At 70.5% G+C, this 21,679-nt stretch carries 20 protein-coding genes; 9 read left to right on the forward strand and 11 right to left on the reverse strand.

Annotated elements, in window-relative coordinates:
• The first annotated feature begins 348 nt into the window (after positions 1–348).
• Positions 349–1,281, forward strand: coding sequence for a phytanoyl-CoA dioxygenase family protein (locus VMI11_15820; protein ID HTY73867.1), 933 nt, complete (start codon positions 349–351; stop codon positions 1,279–1,281).
• A gap of 509 nt (positions 1,282–1,790) precedes the next feature.
• Here VMI11_15820 and VMI11_15825 read toward each other — a convergent pair.
• From VMI11_15825 to VMI11_15835, 3 genes are all read right to left on the reverse strand, one after another.
• A complete protein-coding gene (locus VMI11_15825; protein HTY73868.1) occupies positions 1,791–2,726 on the reverse strand; it encodes a 5,10-methylenetetrahydrofolate reductase in 936 nt (311 codons plus the stop codon).
• A 46-nt stretch (positions 2,727–2,772) separates the two neighbouring features.
• The gene (locus VMI11_15830) at positions 2,773–3,351 is read right to left on the reverse strand and encodes a DUF1990 domain-containing protein (protein HTY73869.1); all 579 of its coding nucleotides are present in this window, start codon (positions 3,349–3,351) and stop codon (positions 2,773–2,775) included.
• Between the two features lie 75 nt (positions 3,352–3,426).
• Positions 3,427–3,795, reverse strand: a complete 369-nt coding sequence (locus tag VMI11_15835) for a hypothetical protein (GenBank protein HTY73870.1) — start codon at positions 3,793–3,795, stop codon at positions 3,427–3,429.
• 176 nt (positions 3,796–3,971) lie between these two features.
• Here VMI11_15835 and VMI11_15840 point away from each other — a divergent pair, with 176 nt between their 5' ends.
• A complete protein-coding gene (locus tag VMI11_15840) occupies positions 3,972–4,406 on the forward strand; it encodes a hypothetical protein (protein HTY73871.1) in 435 nt (144 codons plus the stop codon).
• Positions 4,407–4,442: 36 nt separating this feature from the next.
• On the opposite strand, the gene VMI11_15845 is transcribed toward VMI11_15840, so the two are convergent.
• Positions 4,443–5,135, reverse strand: coding sequence for a methyltransferase domain-containing protein (locus VMI11_15845; protein ID HTY73872.1), 693 nt, complete (start codon positions 5,133–5,135; stop codon positions 4,443–4,445).
• Positions 5,136–5,220: 85 nt separating this feature from the next.
• Positions 5,221–6,255, reverse strand: a complete 1,035-nt coding sequence (locus VMI11_15850; protein HTY73873.1) for an alpha/beta fold hydrolase — start codon at positions 6,253–6,255, stop codon at positions 5,221–5,223.
• Positions 6,256–6,525: 270 nt separating this feature from the next.
• On the opposite strand from VMI11_15850, the gene VMI11_15855 reads away from it, so the two are divergent.
• Positions 6,526–8,427, forward strand: a complete 1,902-nt coding sequence (locus VMI11_15855) for a glycoside hydrolase family 9 protein (protein ID HTY73874.1) — start codon at positions 6,526–6,528, stop codon at positions 8,425–8,427.
• Positions 8,428–8,517: 90 nt separating this feature from the next.
• Here the strand turns inward: VMI11_15855 and VMI11_15860 are convergent, their stop codons facing one another.
• Both VMI11_15860 and VMI11_15865 read right to left on the reverse strand, forming a co-directional pair.
• Positions 8,518–8,736: a hypothetical protein gene (locus tag VMI11_15860; protein HTY73875.1), complete on the reverse strand. Its 219-nt coding sequence runs from the start codon at positions 8,734–8,736 to the stop codon at positions 8,518–8,520.
• Positions 8,737–8,892: 156 nt separating this feature from the next.
• Positions 8,893–9,537: a GAP family protein gene (locus tag VMI11_15865; GenBank protein HTY73876.1), complete on the reverse strand. Its 645-nt coding sequence runs from the start codon at positions 9,535–9,537 to the stop codon at positions 8,893–8,895.
• A 117-nt stretch (positions 9,538–9,654) separates the two neighbouring features.
• Here VMI11_15865 and VMI11_15870 point away from each other — a divergent pair, with 117 nt between their 5' ends.
• Positions 9,655–10,890, forward strand: a complete 1,236-nt coding sequence (locus VMI11_15870; GenBank protein ID HTY73877.1) for an MFS transporter — start codon at positions 9,655–9,657, stop codon at positions 10,888–10,890.
• Positions 10,891–10,900: 10 nt separating this feature from the next.
• Here the strand turns inward: VMI11_15870 and VMI11_15875 are convergent, their stop codons facing one another.
• Positions 10,901–11,269, reverse strand: a complete 369-nt coding sequence (locus tag VMI11_15875) for a metalloregulator ArsR/SmtB family transcription factor (GenBank protein HTY73878.1) — start codon at positions 11,267–11,269, stop codon at positions 10,901–10,903.
• 93 nt (positions 11,270–11,362) lie between these two features.
• Between VMI11_15875 and VMI11_15880 the strand changes: the two genes are divergently transcribed.
• From VMI11_15880 to VMI11_15895, 4 genes are read left to right on the forward strand one after another with little or no spacing between them, the layout of a single operon-like run.
• Positions 11,363–11,869: an ArsI/CadI family heavy metal resistance metalloenzyme gene (locus VMI11_15880; GenBank protein HTY73879.1), complete on the forward strand. Its 507-nt coding sequence runs from the start codon at positions 11,363–11,365 to the stop codon at positions 11,867–11,869.
• The gene (locus VMI11_15885; GenBank protein HTY73880.1) at positions 11,869–12,576 is read left to right on the forward strand and encodes an MIP/aquaporin family protein; all 708 of its coding nucleotides are present in this window, start codon (positions 11,869–11,871) and stop codon (positions 12,574–12,576) included. Before VMI11_15880 ends, VMI11_15885 begins: the two co-directional genes overlap by 1 nt.
• Positions 12,563–13,240, forward strand: a complete 678-nt coding sequence (locus tag VMI11_15890; protein HTY73881.1) for an arsenate reductase ArsC — start codon at positions 12,563–12,565, stop codon at positions 13,238–13,240. The genes VMI11_15885 and VMI11_15890 overlap by 14 nt, the downstream gene beginning before the upstream one ends.
• Positions 13,233–13,661: an arsenate reductase ArsC gene (locus VMI11_15895; protein ID HTY73882.1), complete on the forward strand. Its 429-nt coding sequence runs from the start codon at positions 13,233–13,235 to the stop codon at positions 13,659–13,661. Before VMI11_15890 ends, VMI11_15895 begins: the two co-directional genes overlap by 8 nt.
• Here VMI11_15895 and VMI11_15900 read toward each other — a convergent pair.
• The 3 genes from VMI11_15900 to VMI11_15910 form a co-directional block, all read right to left on the reverse strand.
• On the reverse strand, positions 13,633–14,958 hold the full coding sequence (locus VMI11_15900) for an adenylate/guanylate cyclase domain-containing protein (protein HTY73883.1): 1,326 nt from the start codon (positions 14,956–14,958) through the stop codon (positions 13,633–13,635). The genes VMI11_15895 and VMI11_15900 overlap by 29 nt on opposite strands.
• 4 nt (positions 14,959–14,962) lie before the next feature.
• Positions 14,963–18,433, reverse strand: a complete 3,471-nt coding sequence (locus tag VMI11_15905; protein ID HTY73884.1) for an AAA family ATPase — start codon at positions 18,431–18,433, stop codon at positions 14,963–14,965.
• 84 nt (positions 18,434–18,517) lie between these two features.
• Positions 18,518–19,477: a glycosyl hydrolase gene (locus tag VMI11_15910; protein ID HTY73885.1), complete on the reverse strand. Its 960-nt coding sequence runs from the start codon at positions 19,475–19,477 to the stop codon at positions 18,518–18,520.
• A 138-nt stretch (positions 19,478–19,615) separates the two neighbouring features.
• On the opposite strand from VMI11_15910, the gene VMI11_15915 reads away from it, so the two are divergent.
• Positions 19,616–21,574, forward strand: a complete 1,959-nt coding sequence (locus VMI11_15915; protein ID HTY73886.1) for an alpha-amylase family protein — start codon at positions 19,616–19,618, stop codon at positions 21,572–21,574.
• Positions 21,575–21,679: the final 105 nt, after the last annotated feature.

Here is a 21,679-nt window from a genome sequence, read left to right on the forward strand (position 1 = left end):
ACGGGCTCCTGCTCTGCTGGGCCCACCACGACTGGCTCCACGAACGCGACATCGGGATCACCACGATCGATGGCGGTGGCCTGCGCTTCGACGGCCGCGACGGCCGGCACTACGGGACGACCTACCCGCCTCAGCTCACCCCCTCGGGATGAGCACTTGACGCTCGAACCTGCCGACCGCCGACTACCGACGGTAGAGGCCTTCGCTAGCAGAGGTAGCGCCGGCACTGGCGCCGCTCGACGTTGCGCTCCTGTCCGTCGCGTGCACGACTCGGTAACGCGGGGAGGAAGGACACGACTGATCGTCGCCCGGGTCGAGAGCTGAGGCCCGATCGCCTAGCCTCGCCTCATGGGCACTGAGTCCTCCCCCGCGACCCCCTCCACCGCCCGGGCGAGCAGGTCGCCATGGTCCCTGACCGAAGACCAGGTGGCCTTCTTCGACGATCAGGGCTACCTCGTGCTGAAGCAGCGAGTGCCGGTCGGTCTGATCGGTCGACTCCAGCGGGCGTCGCAGCGGTGGATGGCCGATGGCCTCGACCCACACCGTGATCGTCCCGGTGACTGGCTGTTCGCGTCGCGACCCTCTGGTCAGGTGATGTACCGGGTCGACTACCTGCATGACAAGGGTGAGCGGGCGTCACTCGAGCTCCTCGGCTCCCCGGCGATACTTGGCATCGCCGAGAGCCTGGCCGGACCGGACTTCGTCCCCACCTATGAGTCGATGGTCTTCAAGTCGGCGGGTGACGGGGCCCCGATCCCCTGGCATCAGGACGCGGTCCACTCCCGCGCCCACCGGATCTTCAACATCGACGTCTACCTCGATGCCTCGGTGAGCGGTCAGGGGGCGTTGCGGGTCGTGCCAGGCTCCCAGCACCAACGGATCGACGCGTGCGCACTTGTTGAGCGACACGGCTGGGATGTTCCCGGTGCGATCGAAGTGGAGCTCGAACCCGGCGACGTTCTCGTCCATGATGACATGATCATCCATGGCTCCCCGCCCGCCGTCGCCAACGAACTGCGGCGCACGATCTACCTTGAGTTCCGTTCGTTTCACTGCATCGTCGAGGACGGTCCGTGGACGCCTGAATGGGCCCGCACGAGGATGCGCCTCGTCCCACTGGCCCTTGCGGAGCACGCCGCGTGGGCTGGGACAGAGGATCGCTACGTATGGCGAGTCAGCGACCACCTGCGGCCCGAGCCCTTGCGGGACGCCGATGCGGAGCTTCGCGTCGTGCACGAAGTGCACACTCCCGGGAAGTGGTGCAGCCCCGGAGCCTCGTGAGCGGTGTCAACAGCCGCAGGAGATGCTGGCGGCCATGTCAGGGCGATTCGACCTCACCTCCGTCGCCCGCGGACATCCGGAGCCTGGCGCCTGGCGGCGTCGGCCCCGCGAGATGCTGCGTCGCAGGGACCTCTGCTGGAAGGGCGCACGGCCATCAGGCCTGGTCGCCGACAGGTAGGCGACGGGATCGGGGAGGCCCTTGAGCTCGACGGTGCCGCGGTCCAAGAACCTGACCTGGTTATCGAGCCCCCCGCGAGGTCGGCGATCCAGGCACTCAGTTCACCTCGCCGGCGGCCGCCGTCGAGCAGGATGCCGAGGGTCGGTGATGGGCGTCGTGGCAGGATGGCGGAGCCCACGTTGAGTACGAAGGCTCGCGAGAAGACGTGCTCGCTTGGGCTCGACGTCAACCTGCTGCGGTCCATGACCATGGCGAGGATGATCCGACCGACTCGCCCAATCCTCGTGGATCCCCGTAGCCGATCTGCAGGCTCCGTATCGGCGAGCTCAGGTCAGTGAAGGAGTTCACCGACCTCCCGGGCCAGGTCGACTGAGGCTTCGATCTCGACTCTTCGGTTCGTCAGGCTCTCCACGTTGATGCCGAAGGGAAGGCCAAGCCGGCGACAGAAGCCGATCAGTGCGCGGGCGTTGGTCAGGCACTGGTCGTGGGACTCGGTCAGTGGGTCCTGCGACCGAGTGAGCTCGGTGTGCAGCCAGCGTGGGACATCGATGCCGAGCCACGACATGAACTGCAGGGTCTTCATGGATCCACAGGGGGCCAGGGTGAGGACGACTGGGCGGGGGACGACGCCCTCGTCCCGGCAGAGATAGACGTAATCCGACAGCAGGTCCCGGCTGTGATCCAGGTCGTAGCAGACCTGGGAGACGAAGAATTCGCAGCCGTCCAGCTGCTTGCTCAGCATCCGACGGTGCTCCTGGCCTGTCCGGACATGCCGTTCAGCGATGCTGACCCCACCGAGGAGAGGGCGTCGGTCCAGACCAGCGTGCAGCCGGTATGCCTCGGTGAGCCGGGTCTTCACCGCCTGGCGAGGAGAGGCGGCGCCGACCAGCACTGTGAGCACCCGGTCGACGTCCACCTCGGTCAGCCAACGGCTCAGCTCTGTCTCGGTGTACTTGCCGACTGCGCGATAGACGACCACCGGTCTGGTCCAGCCGGACAGGTGCCGGTCCAAGAAGTCCGCGGGATCCATCATCGGCATGAACGGGAAGGGCCGTGGCTCCGGAGAGCGATCGCTTTCGGCATCCACGTCGTAGATGATCAACCCATCCAGCGCCACCGAGTCCAGTCGCGCCAGCGTGGCCTGGGCGATCTCGTCAGCGCGATCAGGAGTCGTCGCAAGTCTTGGCGGAGTGATCCCGTACAGGAGCACACCGTGCTCAGCCCGTCGCAGCAGTTCCAGCGCGGGACCGTCTCCGCCCACGGCCATCGGCACAGCATGTCAAGACCCTCGGCCCTCGGGTACCGATGTGACGCTATCGCGCGGTCGAACGTCCCTTCGAGCGCCCGACGGCGGTGGGCGAGAGCGCGTGGAGGTATCGCCGCCGATAGGCGTGTTGAGCCAGCCGCACCACCGGCCAGGCGGCGCGCCACACGCCCTTGCCGGGCGTGGAGAGGGAGCGAATGGTCAGGCGTACGGCTCCCGATGGGTCTCGCGAGACGATGAAGGCTTCCTCACCTGAGACGGGATGCCCGTCCAACGTTCCGTAGGCGAGCCCGCATCGGTCTTCGGTCTGGACCACGGCAATGACCTCGATCGGTTCGCGCACGGTCAGCGGCCCAGCACCGGCGATCAGCCACAGCCGGTCGCCCTGACGCGCAGGGCCGACGTGGGGGGACTCGACGGTGAACCCGCTACGGGACTTCACCTTCCACGTGAGCACGTCGTCAGAGGCGGCGACCCAGCAGGTCTCCCCTCGACCGATCACGGCTGACGCCTCGAAGCTGCGAGGGCCGGTCGACGTCTTCCACTCCTCGGACTCGATGCCGGTCGCGCCGACGAACTCGTAGGTCAGGCCTCGCTGGACCAAGGGCGTCCGGCGAGATCCAGCCACGGGCATATCGTGCCTCGGCGGCCGCGATTGCCGACACCGGACCCGCCCCTGGGCGCCGATCGGCTCCGCCGCGCGTCAGCCCGGCTGATCGTCGGGTAGCGCCACTATGGACGCGGCAAGGCGACGGGTCGACCAGCCGAGCAGTCCGAGGATGGTGACAACAACGCCACCCAAGGCCAGCCACGGGAAGACGAACCAGTCGGCCACGGCGATGGCGACCCCGACCACAGGGAGCAGCCAGCCTGGGACTCGGTTCCACCACCCGGCCGCGAAGAACCCGCGCGCCCACGCGTCGGCGACGGCTGCGACTGCAGGGTCCGGATGTCGCTGGCCCGCCAAGGCGCGTTCGCGCACCTCGACCCGTTCCGTTCTCGGCAGTGCCTTCCACGCCCGTCGGGCAGACTCACGATCTCCGCTCGTCCAGCCATCTTCCGGGTGCGCCACCGCGCGATCGTAAGGCGCGACCCGGAAGTACTCCTGAGCCACCTCGCACACGATCCGCGGATCCGCGTGCCCCGGTCTGTCTCAGGACGAGCTGAATTCCTCGCCGAAGATCGCCGAGATCGGCTCGGCCGCGAAGCAAGGCCTCGATCGGGCGGTCGAAGGGGCATTCTGTGTGAGTGGATGCCGTCGTCGATCTGGTCTCGGGCTTCCTCGGAGGTAGGGTCGCGGCCTGGGTGGAACCCTCGAGCCGGTTCTCAGCCAAGGGAGCCGTTCGGCGGGTCTCGCTCTTCGGCGACCGGAAACGGCTGCAAGTCCCCGTCCGCATGACGTCGCGCCCGGTCGGGACGGGCAAGGTGAGTCGCACGACGTTCGGACTGGCCATCGATGGCGGACGATCTCCACACAAGATCACCAAAGGATGGTGGGATGCGTCGGAGTACGGTCCCTTCGAGGACGTTGTCGGGGATGGCGTGGTGACGGCCGCATCGGACCGTGATCTGCACACGGTCGTCTGGATGATCACTCCGCTCGGCCGTGGTCGCGTTCGCGACCTGGAGTTCATCGAGACGGACTGGGCGATCCTGCAGGAAGCCGCTCGCGAAGGGCGCTGAGCCGTTACGGATGTGATGATGGCGCTAGAGGCACCGTCAGCCCGGCTTGCGTGCCCGGCCGGCGATCAACGGCCGCAGGATCGGAGGCATCCCCCGCCAGGTCGCCTGCCGGACCTCCCCCGGCTCGAGGCCGCAGGTCGCGAGTAGCTCGCCGGTTGACCGGTTGCAGCGGCAGCCCTGGGCGAAGCGGCGCCACGGCCTGGCGGCCAGGTCCTGCCAGCGAGCCAGTGTCGGCGAGTCGGATCGGACGTGCTCGATGAAGAGCAGCTCACCACCGGGGCGAAGTACCCGGGCGATCTCGCGCAGAGCGAGGTCGGGAGCGTCGACCGTGCACAGTACGAAGGTGGACACGACGGTATCCACGGACCGGTCGCCGAACGGCAGCAGCTCGGCGTGTCCGTCGAGCACCCGCACCGGCCGTTCGTCGCGGCGTCGCAGCCGTCGTTCCAGCCGGGTACGCATAGCAGCGTCTGGCTCGACGATCGCCAGCTCGTGGAGGTCGTCCGGGTAGTGGGGAAGGTTGAGGCCGGTGCCGCCACCGATCTCCACGGTGCGCCCCCGGGCGTGGCTGAGTTGCTCGGCGCGCAGCGTTCTCACGCCGAGCCGCTCGCCCGCCCACAGGAAGGGGTCATAGAGGACGGCGAAGGCGTGCGCCCACGCGGTGTCGGATGACTGTGTGGTGGAGGTCCGCTCTTCTCTTGGTGACGGCTGTGTCGTGGCTGGGTGCATGGGTACGACGCTGCGCCCGGCGCTCTCTCCGCCGCTTCGCTCGACCAGGCCATCTGACAGCGATGGCCCGTTCCGGTGATCGGCGTCAGATCAGGCCGAGCCGACCGGCCTCGGCCACGGCCGCCGTACGGGAGCCACGGCCGAGCTTGTGACGGATGTTGGCCACGTGCCGATGGACGGTGTGTGGGCTCAGGACGAGCTGCTCGGCGATCTCCCGGTCGCTCAACCCGTGCGCGACCAGTTCGAGGACCTCTCGCTCCCGGGAGGACAGCAGGACGGCGGCTGGCTCGTCGGCCAGCCGCCGTCGCGAGTCCTCCGGCGCGAGGGCGGTCCGCAGGGCGCGCGCCACCGAATGTGCGTCGCCGGCCCACGGGAAGTGCGCGCTCCCGTCGAGCGGGACCAGGGCCGCGCCAGGGATGGCTGCAGCGATCTCACGGCCGAGCTGGTAGGGGATCGCGCGGTCGCCGCGGCGGTGGACCACCAGCGTGGGTGCGCGGACACTGCCGAGCTCGGCCCGCACGTCGTTGCGGAAGAAGAACCCGAGCAGCGCGGCAGCGGCCTGCGGACTCGCGGCTGCTCGCTGGTAACGAGCCAGCCGCTGCTGCTCAGCGCTGCCCGTGTCGCCCAGGAAGATGTCGGCTAGGACGCGTGCCCCCAGTCCCCAGTGCAACCGCACGGTCGTCAGCAAGGCCTCGCGAACCTGTGGCGAGGCAACCGCGGAGCCGTCGGCGCTCGCGCCGTACAGCAGCAGGCGGCTGACCCGCTCGGGAAACCGCGCCGCGAAGGCGATCGCCGCGCAGCTACCCATGGAGCCACCGACCAGCACCACGTCGTCGAGCCCCAGGTGGTCGAGCACCGCGCGCAGCAAGCCGACCTCAGCGTCGAGTGTCAGGTCTTCCTCGCGCACCCCGCGGTCGGACAGGCCGACTCCGAGGCGGTCGTAGCGCACCAGGGTGTGGCCAAGGGCCACCGCCTCCCACAGCCCGCGGAAGGCCGTGTTCTCCCAGTCCAGCTCCAGGTGGCTGACCCACCAGGCGGGCGCCACCAGCGCGGGCCCCTCGCCGGTCACGGCGTACGCGATGCGATGGCCCGCGAACTGCAGGAACCGGTACTCGCTCACGCGGCCACGGTGTCACAGCCCACGTCTCGCGGCGAGGTCCCGGACCGCCGGACGGGCGCTGATCGATCGGAGGAACACGTGATCAGGCAGGATGGGTGCTCTGGCGCACGAGACGCCTGACCGGTCGACCGGACCGGCCAGCCGACCGCGCCTGTCAGACACATCGGGCGCGCGGGGGCACGAAGCGTCCGACACGTCGACCTTGACGGGGCGGGCGGCGGGCCGTACCTTCCCAACAAACCGTAAAGTTTCCTGTCTGAAGGAGTCCGGGTGCGCAGGCTGATCGTCGGCGGTCTCGCCGTGGTCCTCGCCGCCTCCTTGGTGGGGGGTCCCGCTCGGGGCGCCACGCAGCCGCACGGGTACGTCCGGGTGGACCAGCTCGGCTACCTCGCCGGTGAGCGCAAGGTGGCGTACGTCCTGCTGGACCGCCCCACGAAGGACCTCGCCTTCACCGTCGAGAACGCGGCGGGTCGCCAGGTTTACTCCGGGCACGTCGGCGTCTCGACCGGTTCGTGGAACGCGTCCTACCGCGCGGTCTACCCGATCGACATCAGCGCGCTGCGTGTCCACGGCCGCTACCGGATCACAGTCCCAGGGGCGGGCGCGACATCGCCGTGGTTCCGGGTCGCGAACGCGTCGGACCTCCTGAAGCCGCGGGTCACCGACGCCGTGCGCTTCTTCGAGGCGCAGCGCGACGGCGACGACGTCATCGCGAGCGTGCTGGACCGCAAGCCGTCGCATCTGAACGATCGCAAGGCCTCTGTCTACGCCTGGCCGAGGTACGAGAGCCCGGACAGCGACGCCATCGTCGGGTCGACGCTGAAGCGCATCGGCGGCCCGGTCGACGTCGAGGGCGGCTGGTTCGACGCCGGCGACTTCATCAAGTTCGCCCACACCACCGCCTATGCCGTCGACCTCATGCTCGTCAGCCAACGCGACCTCGGTAACCGGCGCGGGACGCTGGACGACGAGGCCCGGTACGGGCTGCGCTGGCTCGCCAAGACCTGGGATCCGACGCACGATGCGCTCTACTTCCAGGTCGGCATCGGCTCGGGCAATACGGCCGGCACCTTCTTCGGCGACCACGACTCGTGGCGTCTCCCCCAGGAGGACGACACCGTCAAGGGGTCGGCGAACCGCTACGTCCGCAACCGACCGGTCTTCGCGACCGACGCCCGGCCCGGCCACCTCGCGCCCAACCTCGCCGGTCGGATCTCCGCCGCCTTCGCGTTGGCGGCCCAGCTCGACGCGACCCGCCACCCCGTTCGCGCGCGCCGCGAGCTCGCGATCGCGGCCCAGATCTACGGTCGGGCGAAGACCACCCACGTCCACGCGTCCGACGTCGTCACGGCCCTGCCCCACGCCTTCTATCCGGAGTCAGCCTGGCGCGACGACATGGAGCTCGGCGCCACCGAGCTCTCGCGCGCCGCGTTCGCCCTGCACGACCCGCGTGCGCGGCTCTGGCTGGCCCAGGCGTCGCACTGGGCGCGCTCATACCTGGCGCACGAGGCGGGCGACGACACGCTCAACCTGTACGACGTCAGCGGGTTGGCCCACGCCGAGCTCGCCAGGCTCATCCACGCGCACAAGACCACCGCCGTCATCCACCGGACCCGGTCCCTGGTGCTCGCCGACCTTCGCGCCCAGCTCGGCCGCGGGATGGCACACGCCAAGGCGGACCCGTTCCGGGCGGGTGGGAACGCCGACGACTTCGACGTCGCGAGCCACACCTTCGGCCTCGCCGCGACGGCGGCGCTCTACCACCGGGTCACCGGCTCGGACACCTATGACGCGTTCGGCACCTCACAGCGGGACTGGGTGCTCGGCGACAACCCCTGGGGCGTCTCGCTCATGATCGGAGTCGGCACGACGTACCCCGCCTGCCCGCAGCACGTGGTCGCCAACCTGTCGGGGTCGCTGACCGGCCACGGGCGGGTGCTCAAGGGCGCTGTCGTCAACGGCCCCAACAGTGCCGACCTCTTCTCTGACGGCCTGGGCGACTTCTTCGACACCGGCCGGACCTGCCCGGTCGACGGGGTGGACCACTACGCGATCTTCACCGGCCACGGGGCGCAGTTCGTCGACGACGTACGCGCGTGGCAGACCGACGAGCCAGCGCTCGATTTCACCGCGAGCGCGCTGCTGGCGTTCGCCGAGCAGAGCGTCGGGTGAGCCGGTCCCTGACGCCCGCTCCGCTCATGAAGTGAGCGCTACCGGGACCGCCAGGGACCCGGTCGGTCCACGGAATGCTCAATCCGTGCCTTACGTCAGCCGGGCGTGAGCCGCCGCGGCGGCGTCCTTGCCGAGGCGGGCGATGACGGCCGCCCGCGTGGCCGGGTCGAGGGCCGACAGCTGCGCCTCGATCTCGTCCGCCGTGTCGTTCGCGACGTGACGTCGCTGCTGCACCTTGATCGCGGCAGCGATCCCCGCGCCGATGAGTGCCAGGATCAGGAGCAGTCGAAGAACCCTCTGGAACGACACGGGTCACCTCTCCGGTCCGCGTTGGGGTGCGGGACGACCCGAGCCTACTCACCCTTCCGCGCAGGCGACTCGCCGGTGCAGGTTGGGTCGGCGGGCCGCTCCGCGAGGTCGTACGTCGTCTCGACGCCGATGTCGCCGACCGTGGTGACCGGCCGACTACAGCGATGAGGCGCCCTTCCAGGCCAGCAGGACGCCGAGCACCACGAGGACGACCGACATCACGACGTCGATCCTCGAGGTGAGCCAGTCCTTCGCCCGCTGCAGCGGCGCGAGCGCCCGCTCGCCGCGGACCAGGTACATCGCGACCGGAATGAACGCGGTCGACGCGGCGATCACGGTGAAGAGCATCGCGGCGAGGATCTCGTTGCCGCGCCCCTGCACCTCGGCCCCGATGGAGAAGCCGCCCGCGGCGGCGAGCAGGGCGACCTTCGGATTGGCGGCGGAGGTGAGGAGCCCGAACCGGACCGCTCGACGCGGGGTCGCCTCCTCGAGCCGCCGCATCCAGGCCGGCGGATCGGGGTCAGGCGAACGGCGGCGGAACTTCGCCAGCCCGGCCAGAACCAGAGCGACGCCGATCGCGATGCGCGTCCACGACGCCCACGCGGGTACGACGTCCGGCACGGTCAGCAGATCGGCGAGGAGGACCGCGAGCACGGTCACTCCTGCGATCCCGGCGAACCAGCCACCGCCGAATCCGGCCGAGCTCGGGGCGGGCCGCGACGTGAACAGCAGCAGGATGGCTGGGACGACGGCGAACGGGGAGGCGCAGATCCCCAGGGCGGCGACGAGCGCTTCTCCCACGCCAGGGAGCATCCCATCCCCGCCTGCTGCCTGTTCCGCCCTACCCGTCGCGCGGTACCCGAGCCGCTCGAATCTCGGCTGATCGAGGTGGCGGCAGCGCTCTAGGGTCTGCTCACTGTGAGCAGCCTGGTCGACCGCATCGCGCCACCCCGGATGGGCTCGAGCTTTCGCTGGCTGCTGGCCTCCTCAACGGCGAGCAACATCGGTGACGGGCTCGCCCTCGCCGCCGGGCCGCTGCTGGTCGCCTCACAGACCTCGAACGCGGTCCTGGTCGCCATGGCCGTCCTGCTCCAGCGCCTGCCCTGGCTGTTGCTCGGCCTGTACGCCGGCGCCGTCGCGGATCGCGTCGACCGCCGACTCCTCGTCATGGCCTCCGACGGGATCAGGGCCCTGGTGGTCGGCGTGCTCTGCCTCACCATCGTCACCGGGGAGGTCAGCATCGCGGTCGTCCTCGTCACGATGCTGCTGCTCGGTGTGGCCGAGGTCTTCGCCGACACCACGGGCCAGACGCTGCTCCCGATGCTGGTCAAACCCGAGGACCTCGGCATCGGCAACGCCCGCTTCCAGGCGAGCTCGCTCGTCGCCAACCAGATCGTCGGCCCGCCCCTGGGGGCGTTCCTGTTCGCGGCCGGGATGGCGTGGCCCTTCGCCGGCCAGGCGGTCCTGGTGGCCTTCGGGGTGCTGCTCGTCGCCCGCGTCGCGACGCCGAAGGGTGCGGTGCGCGACGTGGAGGGCACCCACATCGTCTCCGACATCGTCGAAGGCGTGCGCTGGCTGATGAACCACAACGCCGTACGCACCCTCGCCCTGGTGATGTTCGTGTTCAACGTCACCTGGGGCGCTGCCTGGTCGGTCATGGTCCTCTACGCCCTGCACCACCTGCATATGAGCGAGGTCGGCTTCGCGTTCCTCACGACCGCGGCGGCGATCGGCGGGCTCGCCGGAACGCTGTCCTTCGGCTGGATCGAACGGCGCTTCGACCTCGCCACGGTCATGCGGGCGTGCCTGCTGCTCGAGGTGCTCACCCACCTGTCACTGGCGCTCACCACCCTCGGCTGGGTCGCGACGCTCGTCATGGTCGTCTTCGGCGGGTACGCCTTCGTCTGGGCGACCGTCTCCCAGACGGTGCGTCAGCGGGCCACGCCGAAGGCGCTTCAGGGGCGGGTCGGCAGCGCGTACATGGTGGCGCTCTTCGGGGGCCTCGTCATCGGGCAGGGACTTGGCGGCTGGATCGCCGAGACGTGGGGACTGACCGCCCCCTTCTGGTTCGCCTTCGTCGGTTCGGGCCTCACCCTCGCCGTGGTGTGGCGACAGCTCGGGTACGTCGCCCACGCCGAGGCCGAGCCCGCCTGACCCGCGCGCCTCACGCGAAGATGTCGACCACGTCGCCGAGGCGGGAGGTGTTCAGCGAGTACCAGGCCCAGGACGCCCGGCGTTCCCGCGAGAGCAGGCCGGCGTCGGTGAGGATCCTGAGGTGGTGGCTGATCGTCGGCTGCGACAGGCCGACAGCCGCGGTGAGGTCGCAGACGCACGCCTCCTGCCCGTCCGCGGCGCGGATCATCGAGAGCAGCTGAAGACGCACCGGGTCGGCGACCGCCTTGAGGAGGCCGGCCAGGTCCTCGGCCGTCTCCCGGTCGAGGGGCGCCGACAAGGCTCCGGTGCAGCAGACCGAGCTGGCATCGACCGGCAGCACGTCGAGGACCTTGGGCATCTTCATCTCCGGCATCGACATCCATCGACATTGACAATCATCGATGCTACACCTAACGTCGCTGCATCGACGGATCTCGATGTCGACTCGTATCGATGCCCGAGGGGACGACCCATGTCGCGCGTACAGCTCGCCCTCAACGTCTCGGACCTCGAAGCGTCCGTGGAGTTCTACGCCAGCTTGTTCGGGGTGAGCCCGCACAAGCGTCGCCCGGGGTACGCGAACTTCGCGGTCAACGACCCACCGCTCAAGCTCGTTCTCATCGAGGTCCCCGCCGACGCGCGCGGCCGGGGGACCGTCGACGCGTTGAACCACCTCGGCATCGAGGTCGAGACGACGACCCGGGTGGATGCCGAAGCCGACCGCCTGCGTGACGCCGGCCTGGCCGCCGTAGACGAAGCGGCCACCACCTGTTGCTTCGCGCTTCAGGACAAGGTCTGGCTGCACGACCCGGCTGGCGCTCCCTGGGAGATCTACACCGTCAAGGACGATGATCCGGACGGCCTCGGGCTCGGCCCTCTCTCTCCGAATCCGGTCGGAACGACAACGAATGATGGCGGCTGCTGCACGACCCCCGTGCCGGCAGGCCGACTCGGACCCGTCGGCGCCAGCTGCTGCTGATGTCAGCGCCGGTACGTCGCCTGACGGCGGAATGCCTGGGCACGGCGGTCCTCGTAGCGGCTGTCGTCGGGTCCGGCATCGCCGCGGTGCGCCTGTCACCGGACGTCGGACTCGAGCTTCTCATCAATGCGCTGGCGACGGTCGCCGCGCTCGGGGTGCTCATCGTCTGCCTGGGGCCGGTCTCCGGTGCGCAGTTCAACCCGGCAGTCACGCTCGTCGCCGCAGCGCGCCGCGAGATGGCCGCGGGGGAGGCTGCTGGCTACGTCGGCGCCCAGATCGTCGGCGGGCTGGCCGGAGTCGCGGTGGCGAACCTCATGTTCGGCCTCCCGGCGTGGACGCAGTCGACCCATCGGCGAGATGGCCACGGTGTCCTTCTCGGCGAGGTCGTGGCCACCGCCGGTCTGCTGCTGGTCATCGGCACGCTGACCCGCACCGACCGAGGCCACCTCGGAGCCGTTGCCGTACCAGCCTGGATCGGGTCGGCGTACTTCTTCACGGCATCGACCAGCTTCGCCAACCCGGCCGTCACGATCGCCCGGGCCCTCACAGACACCTTCGCCGGCATCGCTCCGGCGGACGTGGGCGCGTTCGTCGCCGCCCAGCTCGTGGGCGCCGCTGTCGGGGCCGGTCTGACCGAAGTCCTCCATCCGCGACACGGGGTGCCCGAGCCACTCGACCTTCCGGAGGCGATCCATGGCCGACCCTGACCGACAGCGACTCCTTTACGAGATCGACTACAAGCGCATCGTCGACGACCTGGCGTACGACTACGACGGCACGTTCTCGCGAGCCACCGTCGAGCGGGCCGTTGCCGATGCGCACAACGCTCTGGTCGCCCACGCGACCGTTCCCGACTTCCTACCGGTCCTCGTCCGTCGCTTCGCCAAGGACCAGCTCCTGGCTGCGGCACAGGCCCAGGGTCCGATGGCGAAGACCACCCCGGAGATCCTCTTCGTCTGCGTGCACAACGCTGGACGTTCGCAGATGGCCGCGGCGCTCGCCCAGCACCTCTCCCGCGGTCGGGTCCACGTGCGTTCGGCTGGGAGTCAGCCGACTGGGCAGATCCACCCGCTTGCCGTCCAGGTTCTGGCCGAGGATGGCATCGAGCTGTCCGAGGCCTTCCCGAAGCCGCTCACCGAGACGGTCGTGCACGCCGCCGACGTCATCGTCACCATGGGCTGCGGCGACGCCTGCCCGGTCTTCCCAGGCAAGCGCTACCTCGACTGGAACACCGCCGATCCGGCGGTCCAGCCCCTCGATGTCGTGCGCGCGATCCGAGACGACATCAAGACCCGAGTCGCGATCCTGCTCGCTGAACTCCTGCCCACCCCGACCGGCATCGCCACCGACCGCGAGGACCGCCATGACTGACGACAAGCCAGTTGTTCTCTTCGTCTGCGTCCACAACGCCGGTCGGTCGCAGATGGCAGCCGGCTATCTGACGGCGATGTCCGGCGGTGCGGTCGAGGTCCGCTCCGCCGGCTCCGAGCCGGCCGACCGGATCAACCCGGTGGCCGTCGCGGCGATGGCGGAGGACGGCATCGACATCACGGATGCCACACCGCGGGTGCTCACCACGGACGCCGTCAAGGACTCCGACGTCGTCATCACGATGGGCTGCGGCGACACCTGTCCAGTGTTCCCCGGCAAGCGCTACGAGGACTGGGACGTGGCTGACCCAGCGGGGTTGCCGCTGGAGGACGTACGTCGGATCCGAGACGACGTCAAGCGTCGGGTCCTGACGTTGCTCGATGACCTCGGCGTCACGCCAGCACGGCGAACAACCGCCTGACCTCGGGCACGCCCTTGAGCTCGTGAAGACCGCGGTCCTCGAAGACGATCCCTGACCCGGCCACGAGGTCCTTGACCGTCTGAGACACCAGCACCTCGGAAGGCCCCGCGACGCCGGCGACTCGGGCGCCGATGGAGACAGCCAAGCCGGCGCACTTGCCCTCGACCAGGGTGCATTCGCCGGTGTGCACGCCTGCCCGGATCTCGATGCCCAGGCTCCGGACCCGGTCACGCACCTCCATCGCGCATCGGATGGCGCGGGCCGGCCCGTCGAAGGTCGCGTAGAAGCCGTCGCCCGCCGTGTCGTTCTCCACGCCACGCCAACGCGAGAGAGCCTCGCGGACGATTGCATGGTGGGCGGTCACGACTGCTCGCCAGGGGCGGTCACCCATGGCGGCCTGCTGCGCGGTGGAGTCGACGATGTCGGTGAAGAGCACGGTCGACAGGACCCGGTCGCTCTCCGCCGTCGGGCGCGTGCCCGTCACGAACTCCTCGATCTCGTCCACGATCGCGTCCGCGTCGCCGAGGAAGGGGATGTGGTCGTCGCCGCGCAGCTCCACGAGCCTTGCGTGGGGGATCGCCTCGGCCAGAAACCTCGCCTGGTCTGCAGGCACGATACGGTCGCCGCTGCGCTGCAGCACGAGGGTGGGCGCCTGGATCGAGGGGAGCACCGCCCGGACGTCGACGTCACTGAAGATCCCGGCCAGCTCCCGATACGCCGTGGGCGTCGCGACGAGTCGCTCGAACCGCGCCCACCAGGTGACGAAGGCCGGATCGTCTGCGCCGCTGGGCCCCTGAAGGTCGAGGTTGCGTCCGGTGCCCATCTCCGCGACGAAACGGCCGAAGAACTCACGCTGCTGGGCCGGTGTCCGGCCATAGGGGTGGTCGGCGCTGCGCACCGTCTTGGCGAGCGCGCCATAGAGGATCAGCGCCCGGGTCCGCTCGGGGTACGTCGCCGCGAAGAGCATGGACATCGCTCCACCCCGCGCCCCGCCGAACACGACCGACGTCTCGCTCCTCGCGGCTGCCATGACCGCCACGATGTCGTCCATCTGGACCTCGAGGAACGGCGGCTCGGGCCCGCGGTCGGACAGGCCGACCCCGCGCATGTCGAAGACGATCAGTCGGGAGAAGGACGCTAGGCGGTTCAGGTAGTGGGCCCAGCGCGGCTCGTCCCACATGACGTCGAGGTTCGACCAGATCCCCGGTGTGTAGACGAGATCGACCGGGCCGTCCCCGACGACGGTGTACGCGATGTGCACGTCGCCGTTGACCGCGTAACGCACCTCTCGCAGCACGGGCTCACCCTAGGGGCGTGTCCGCGTCTGCCGGGTCGAGCAGGGGCAGCAGTGCTGGAGCGCCGATGCGCTCCAGGAATTCGCGCGCGCTCGCGATCTGGTCCTCGGGCAGGGCCGCGGCCGCCAGGGTGTGGACGGCGCAGATCGAGGCGAGGGCGTGGTCGAGGGGACTGTCGATGCCGGCCCACTCCTCCAGCGCCGCGGCGAAGGCTTCCGCGGCTCCCTCGTCACCGTCCAGCGCGTGCAAGGACGCCGTGGCCGTGGCCCGCATCGCCAAGGTCGACCTTCCGCGCAGCGGCCGGCTGAGGTCGAGCACGTCGGCCAGCGCCTCCCGGTCGCGCAGGACGCAGGCCGCGACGATGGCCACCCACGCGTTGCGCAGCGCGTTGGATCCGGCGCGCTGCATGGCGAGCCCGGTGCGACCGTCCTCGAGGGCGCCTGCCGGGTCGCCGGCGGCCAGCCGGACCAGGCCACGGGAGCGGCGGAACCAGGTCTGCATCTGGATGTGCGGCCAGCGGTTCTCCACCGGCTCCATGGTGTCCAGCAGCGCGATCCCCTCAGCGACGTTCCCCGTCAGGGCCTCGATCGTCGCCAGGCTGAAGGCCATGCCGTCACTGGCCGGGTCATCCGCGGGGACGTCGCCGACCAGTGCCTCACGAGCGATCCCCAGCTCGCCGAGATCGGTCGCGGCCTCCGCGAGGTTCGCCCGGTTCATCCAGTCCAGCGGTCGGATCCCCAGGCGGGCGGCGATGCGGTGGGCCTCCTGGAAGGCCTCCATGCACCCCCTGAGGTCGTCCTCACCGAGCACCACCCCGAGCGAGGTCAGCGCCTGGGCCAGCTCGGTGGCACTGCCCATCGTGCGCGCCAGCTCGACGACGCCGCCGATCAGCAGGCCCGCCTCCCAATGGCGCCCGCTGTCCCCGAGCGCCCAGGTCTTCGCCGATGCCGCCAGGCGCAGCGCGACGTCGTCGTCCACCTGCTCGGCGAGCTTCATCGCCTCCTCCGCCCAGCCGAGCGCCTCCTCGTGCGCTCCGCGGCTGGAGCACCAGTCGGCCATGGTGGCGATGACCTGGACCCGGACGAGGTCCTCGCGACCACGAGTGATCTCCTCCGCGAGGCGCAGCATCCGCTCACCGAGCTCCGGCAGGCGGTGGGCCACGATGCGCAGGTCGTCGGCCATGAGACGCCCGACCTGTTCGTGGTGACCAGTCCGCTGCGCGGCGAGCATCGCCTCCTCGATCAGGTGCCCCATCCGTTCGCCGTCCCCGACCTGCGCTGCGAAGTGCGCGGCGAGGGCCAGGGTCGAGGCCCGCTCCACGGGATCGACGCTGAGGCTCAGCGCCTGCTCGGCGTGGCTCAGCGCCACCTCCGGCGACCCGAGAGAACCGGCTCGTTCTGCCGCCCGGGTCAGCCAGGTCCGCGCCAGGACGGCGAGGTCCTCGGAGTCGGGCGCCCCGGGCTCGGCACGGTATGCCTCCAGGTAGTGCGACGCCACGACGCCGGCCAGCTCGTCGTCCCCGAGGGAGTCGAAGTACCGGGCAGCAGCCAGGTGGCCGGTACGCCGTGCCGGCTTGGCCAGCGTGGAGTAGGCCACCTCGCGCAGCACGGCCTGGACGAAGCCGTACTGGCCGCGCTCGGGGGAGAGCGGGTCCACGTCCTGGTCCAGCAGCTCGCGGCGGACGAGGGCGCGGACGGTGGGCTCCACCTCGTCCACCGGCCGGCCGCTCACCGCCGACAGGCCCGCCACGGTGAAGCGCTCGCCGACCACGGACGCCGCCTGCAGCAACGTCCGTTCGGGGTCCGGCAGCCCGTCCATCCGGGCGAGCAGCAGCGCGTGCAGCGTGTGCGGGATCTCCAGCTCGCCGCCGAGCTCGGCCACCGCCCGGTAGGTGTCACCGACCTGCTCGAGCACCCCACGGTCCGCGAGCATGCGGACCGTCTCGACGGCGTAGAGCGGGATGCCCTCGGCGCGGTGCACCACCCGCTCGACGTCGGAGCTCGGGAGACCCTCCACGTAGCCGGTCACCAGGTCGCGCATCGCCTCGTCCGGCAGCGGCTCCAGGTGGGTCCGGGTGGCGTTGTGCCGTCCCGCGCCCCACGCCGGGTGACGCTCGTAGAGCTCCGGTCGCGTCAGCACGTAGACGATGAGCGGGACGTGGCGCGAGCCGGCCAGCAGCGACTCGATGAACTCGAGCAGTCCCGGGTCGGCCCAGTGCACGTCCTCGAAGACCAGGACGGTCGTACCCAGCTCGGCCACCCGCTCGAAGTAGCGCCGCCAGGCGCCGAACAGCTCCTCTGCGCCGCCCGGCGGTGCCGGGGCGAGCCCCAGGAGGTGGCCGATCCGCGGCTCGAGCCAGGCGCGTTCCTCCGGATCCGCGACGAGGTCGTCCAGCGAGGCGTGGAGCAGCTCCCTCGCCCGGTCCGGCTCGTCGCCGTCGGCGATGCGGGCCCGCCGGCGGACCATGTCCGCCACGGCGGAGAACGTCACGCCCTCGCCGTAGGACGGGCAGCGGCCCTGGTGCCAGTAGATGTTCTCGGTCAGCCCGTCGACGTACTTCTGCAGCTCCCAGACCAGCCGGGACTTGCCCATACCCCCGATCCCCGAGACCACAGCGAGCCGCGGGCGTCCTTCGCGGCCGGTGGCGTGCAGCAGGTCCTTGAGCAGTCTCAGCTCCTCGACCCGTCCCACGAACGGCGGCTCGGGAGCGGCGCCGCGCAGGTGACCACCGCGCTCGGCCACCACGCGCTCGGCCCGCCACGCGTGCACCGGTTCGGACTTGCCCTTGAGCTGCAAGGGTTCCACTGCCGTGAAGGCGATCGCGCTCGCGGCTGCGCGGAAGGTTCCCTCACCCACGAGGACGGCGCCCGGCTCGGCGGCGGCCTGCAGTCGCGACGCGGTGTTCACCAGGTCGCCGGCCACCAGCCGCTGGTCGGACGCCCCTGGCGAGGCCACTGCCTCACCGGTGAGCACGCCGGCGCGTGCCTGCAGCGGGAGGCCCTGGGAGCGTCCGAGCGCGGCGACCTCGGGCACGATCTCCAGGGCCGTCCGCACCGCCCGCTCGGCATCGTTCTCGTGCGCGACCGGGGTCCCCCACACCGCCATCACCGCGTCGCCGATGAACTTCTCGACGACCCCGCCGTGGCGCTGGACGGCCTCGGAGGCGACGTCGAAGTAGCGGCCGAGCACCGACCGTACGTCTTCGGCGTCGCGGCCCGAGGCGAAGGAGGTGAACCCGACGAGGTCGACGAAGAGCACGGTCACCAGGCGGCGTTCCGCGAGCTCCGACGGCGGGCGTACGGCTGCGCCCGACTCGACCTCGTTCGCGCCCAGGGGGTTGCCGCACTGGCCGCAGAACCGGCTGCCCGCCGGGTTGGGCGATTCGCACGCGGGACAGGAGGTGGTCTGCGGCGTCCCGCACTGGGTGCAGAACCGGCTGCCCGGGGGAACCGGGGAACCGCACGCGGGACACTCCATGACCGCCTCCGGCCCGAATCTAGTGTGCCGGGCCGTCCTGGGTGGTCCGGTCGCGGCTCTGTCGCGTCCCGCGTGGGCGATAGGTCACTTCCGCCTGGACATGGCCATGAGGCGGCCGTTCTCCATCCGGACGGGCACCGGGTCGATGATGTCGAAGCTGAGAATCCCCTGCGGCTCCAGGTTCCGGAATCCGACGAACGCCCACGTCCCGTCGCGCTGCTGGACGAGAGGGGCTGCGAACAGTGCCGGTTCCTCGGTGAACGGCTGCGCCGCGCCGATGTCCCACGGCCCGATCACGCTGTCTCCCGTCACCGACCAGGTCGAGAAGCTGCCGACGGTGTCGAGCCGCTCCTGCGTCTGCTCCTGCGGGTGGCAGGTGAAGACGAGGACGACCTGCCCGTCCACGACCCGGACCTGCGCCACTTCCAGCTGTCCGAAGCCGGCCCCAGGCGAGCAGACCGGCGGGCCCACCTCCCAGGTCAGCAGGTCGTGGCTGCGCGCCTCCGCCAGCACCCCGTCGTCGTTGGGGGCGGCCCCCGCCGCACGGGCCGTGATGAGCATGCGCCATCCGTCGCCATCGGGGTCGCGGAACACGAAGGGGTCGCGCCAGGTCTCGCTCGCCGCTGGGTCCTCGTCGAGGGACTTGTACCAGCGGGTGTCGACCTCGACCGCGGGGTGGTCGAGGACCCTCCGCCACGTGAACAAGTCGGCCGACTCGGCCACGCCGACCCGCTGGTCCTTCAGCCCGTGCCCGCCTGTGTTGATGGCCGTGTAGAACATCCGCCAGAGACCGTCGTCGCCACGAACGACCGACCCGGTCCACAGGGCGAGGTCGTCCCAACCGTGCGGATCCGGGCCGAGGGCGACTCCGTGGTCGGTCCACTCGATGAGGTCCGTCGAGGTCGCGTGGCCGATCGCCGCCGCGGCGTGCCGACGTCCCGGGTCGCCCAGCGAGCGGGGCGCCCGAAGGAAGTAGAGGTGGTACAGGTCGCCATCGTCGGCGATCCAGCTGTCCCAGATCCAGTCGTCAGGGTGACGGAACACGAGGCTCCCCTCGAGGGCGCGGGTCTCGGCGGGTCACTGTACGGCGAGACGGCCTGGCGTTTCCGTGGGAGCGTGGCTGGCTGCGCACCGGCCCCTCGACGCCTACCCTGCCCAAGCACCGGGACGAGGGAGGTGGCGATGACCCACGGTTCGGCGTCGGACGACGTCGTCCGTCGCCTGCTCGCCGGCGCGGTGGCCGATGCGGCGGGACGGCTCGCCGAGCCCGATGCGGCAGCCTTCGTCCTGCGCGCGCAGCGCTGGCTGCCTGACGTGTTGCGTCCTCTCGAGGCGCTGTACGGCGATCGCGTCGACGTCGCGGAGCTCGTGCGAGACCTCCTCGACGACGCGGTGGGTCTCGTGGCCGAGCGGAGCGACGAGCTTCGTGCCCTGGACCGCCAGCGGGAGTCCGACCCCGACTGGTTCCAGGAGTCGCGGATGGTCGGCTACGTCTGCTACGTCGACCGATTCGCGGGCACGCTCACCGCCATGCGCTCGCACCTGGACTACCTGGCCGAGCTCGGGACGACGTACCTGCACCTCATGCCGGTGCTCGCGCCGCGCGAGGGCGAGAGCGACGGTGGGTACGCCGTCGCCGACTACGACGCGGTCGACCCACGCATCGGCGTCATCGGCGATCTCACGGCCCTGGCGAGCGACCTGCACCGGCGTGGCATCGCCCTGTGCGTCGACCTGGTGCTCAACCACACGGCGCGGGAGCACCCGTGGGCGCAGCGCGCCCTGACCGGCGACCCACGATTCCGCGACTTCTACCTGGTCTATCCCGACCGGCTGATGCCCGACGCCTTCGAGGCCACGCTGCCGGAGATCTTCCCCGGCCTCGCACCGGGGAGCTTCACCCACGTCGAGGGGCTCGGCTGGGTGTGGACGACGTTTCGTGAGTTCCAGTGGGACCTCAACTACGCCAACCCCGACGTGTTCCGAGCGATGCTGCGCACGATGTTGACCCTCGCCAACCGGGGGGCGGACATCCTGCGTCTGGACGCGGCCCCGTTCCTCTGGAAGCGGCTCGGGACCGACTGCCAGGACCAGCCGGAGACGCACCTGCTGCTGCAGGCGTTCCGCGCCATGCTGTCCGTCGCGGCCCCCGGTGTGCTGCTCAAGGCCGAGGCGATGGTGGCCCCTGACATCCTGACCCGCTACCTGGGCGACCACGGGGAGTACTGCCGCGAGTGCGACCTCGCTTATGACAACCAGCTCATGGTGATGCTGTGGTCGATGCTGGCCACCGGCACCTCCGACCTCGCCCGACAGGCGCTCACCCGCCGGCCCGCCGCTCCCCGCTCGACGAGCTGGGTGACCTACGTGCGCGGCCACGACGACATCGGCTGGGCGGTGGCCGACGCCGACGCTGCCGCAGTCGGGCTCGACGGCCCCGCGCACCGGCGCTTCCTCAGCGAGTTCTACGACGGGACCGTGCCCGGCTCCTTCGCCGAAGGGGACGTCTTCCAGGCCAGCCCGACGGGGGCGTCGCCGATCAGCGGGACGACCGCGTCACTCTGCGGTGTCGGGATCGCGCTGGAGGCCCAGGACGAGGTCGCGCTCGACCTGGCGCTCTCCCGGCTCGAGGCGCTGTACTCCGTGGTCTTCTCCTTCGGGGGGATCCCCCTCGTCTACATGGGCGACGAGCTGGCCCTGCGCAACGACCCGGCCTGGGCCGACGAACCGGGCCACGGCCACGACAACCGATGGGTCCACCGCCCGCGGATGGACTGGGCCGCTGCCGAACGCCGCAACCAGGAGGGCACGGCCGAGTCGCGGGTGTTCGCGACCATGAAGGTGCTTGCAGCGGCGAGGGGGGAGCTCAGCGCCCTGCGCTCCGATGCCTCCTCGACCGTGCTCGACCTCGGCGTGCCGGGCCTGCTCGCCTATGTCCGAGGAGCCGAGGACGGCAGCGGCCTGCTCGCCCTCGTCGACATCGGCGGGAACGGGCAGGTGGTCGGCTTCGACATCCTTCGCTCGGCAGGGTTCGACGTTCCCGCCATCGCGGTGGTCGGGCGGCACACGGCGTCGGTCGCCGACGACGCGGTCCACCTGCGGCCGTACGGCTTCGCCTGGCTGCCGCTCCCTCGCGACTGAGGCCGTCACTCACTGCCCCGGGCAGTGCCTGCTCACAGGTTCACGGGACGTCGAGCGCGTCGCGCTCCACCGTGCGAGGCTGATCCGAAAGACAGGATCGCGACG

This window comes from Actinomycetes bacterium (assembly GCA_035506535.1).
Taxonomy (GTDB): domain Bacteria; phylum Actinomycetota; class Actinomycetes; order DATJPE01; family DATJPE01; genus DATJPE01.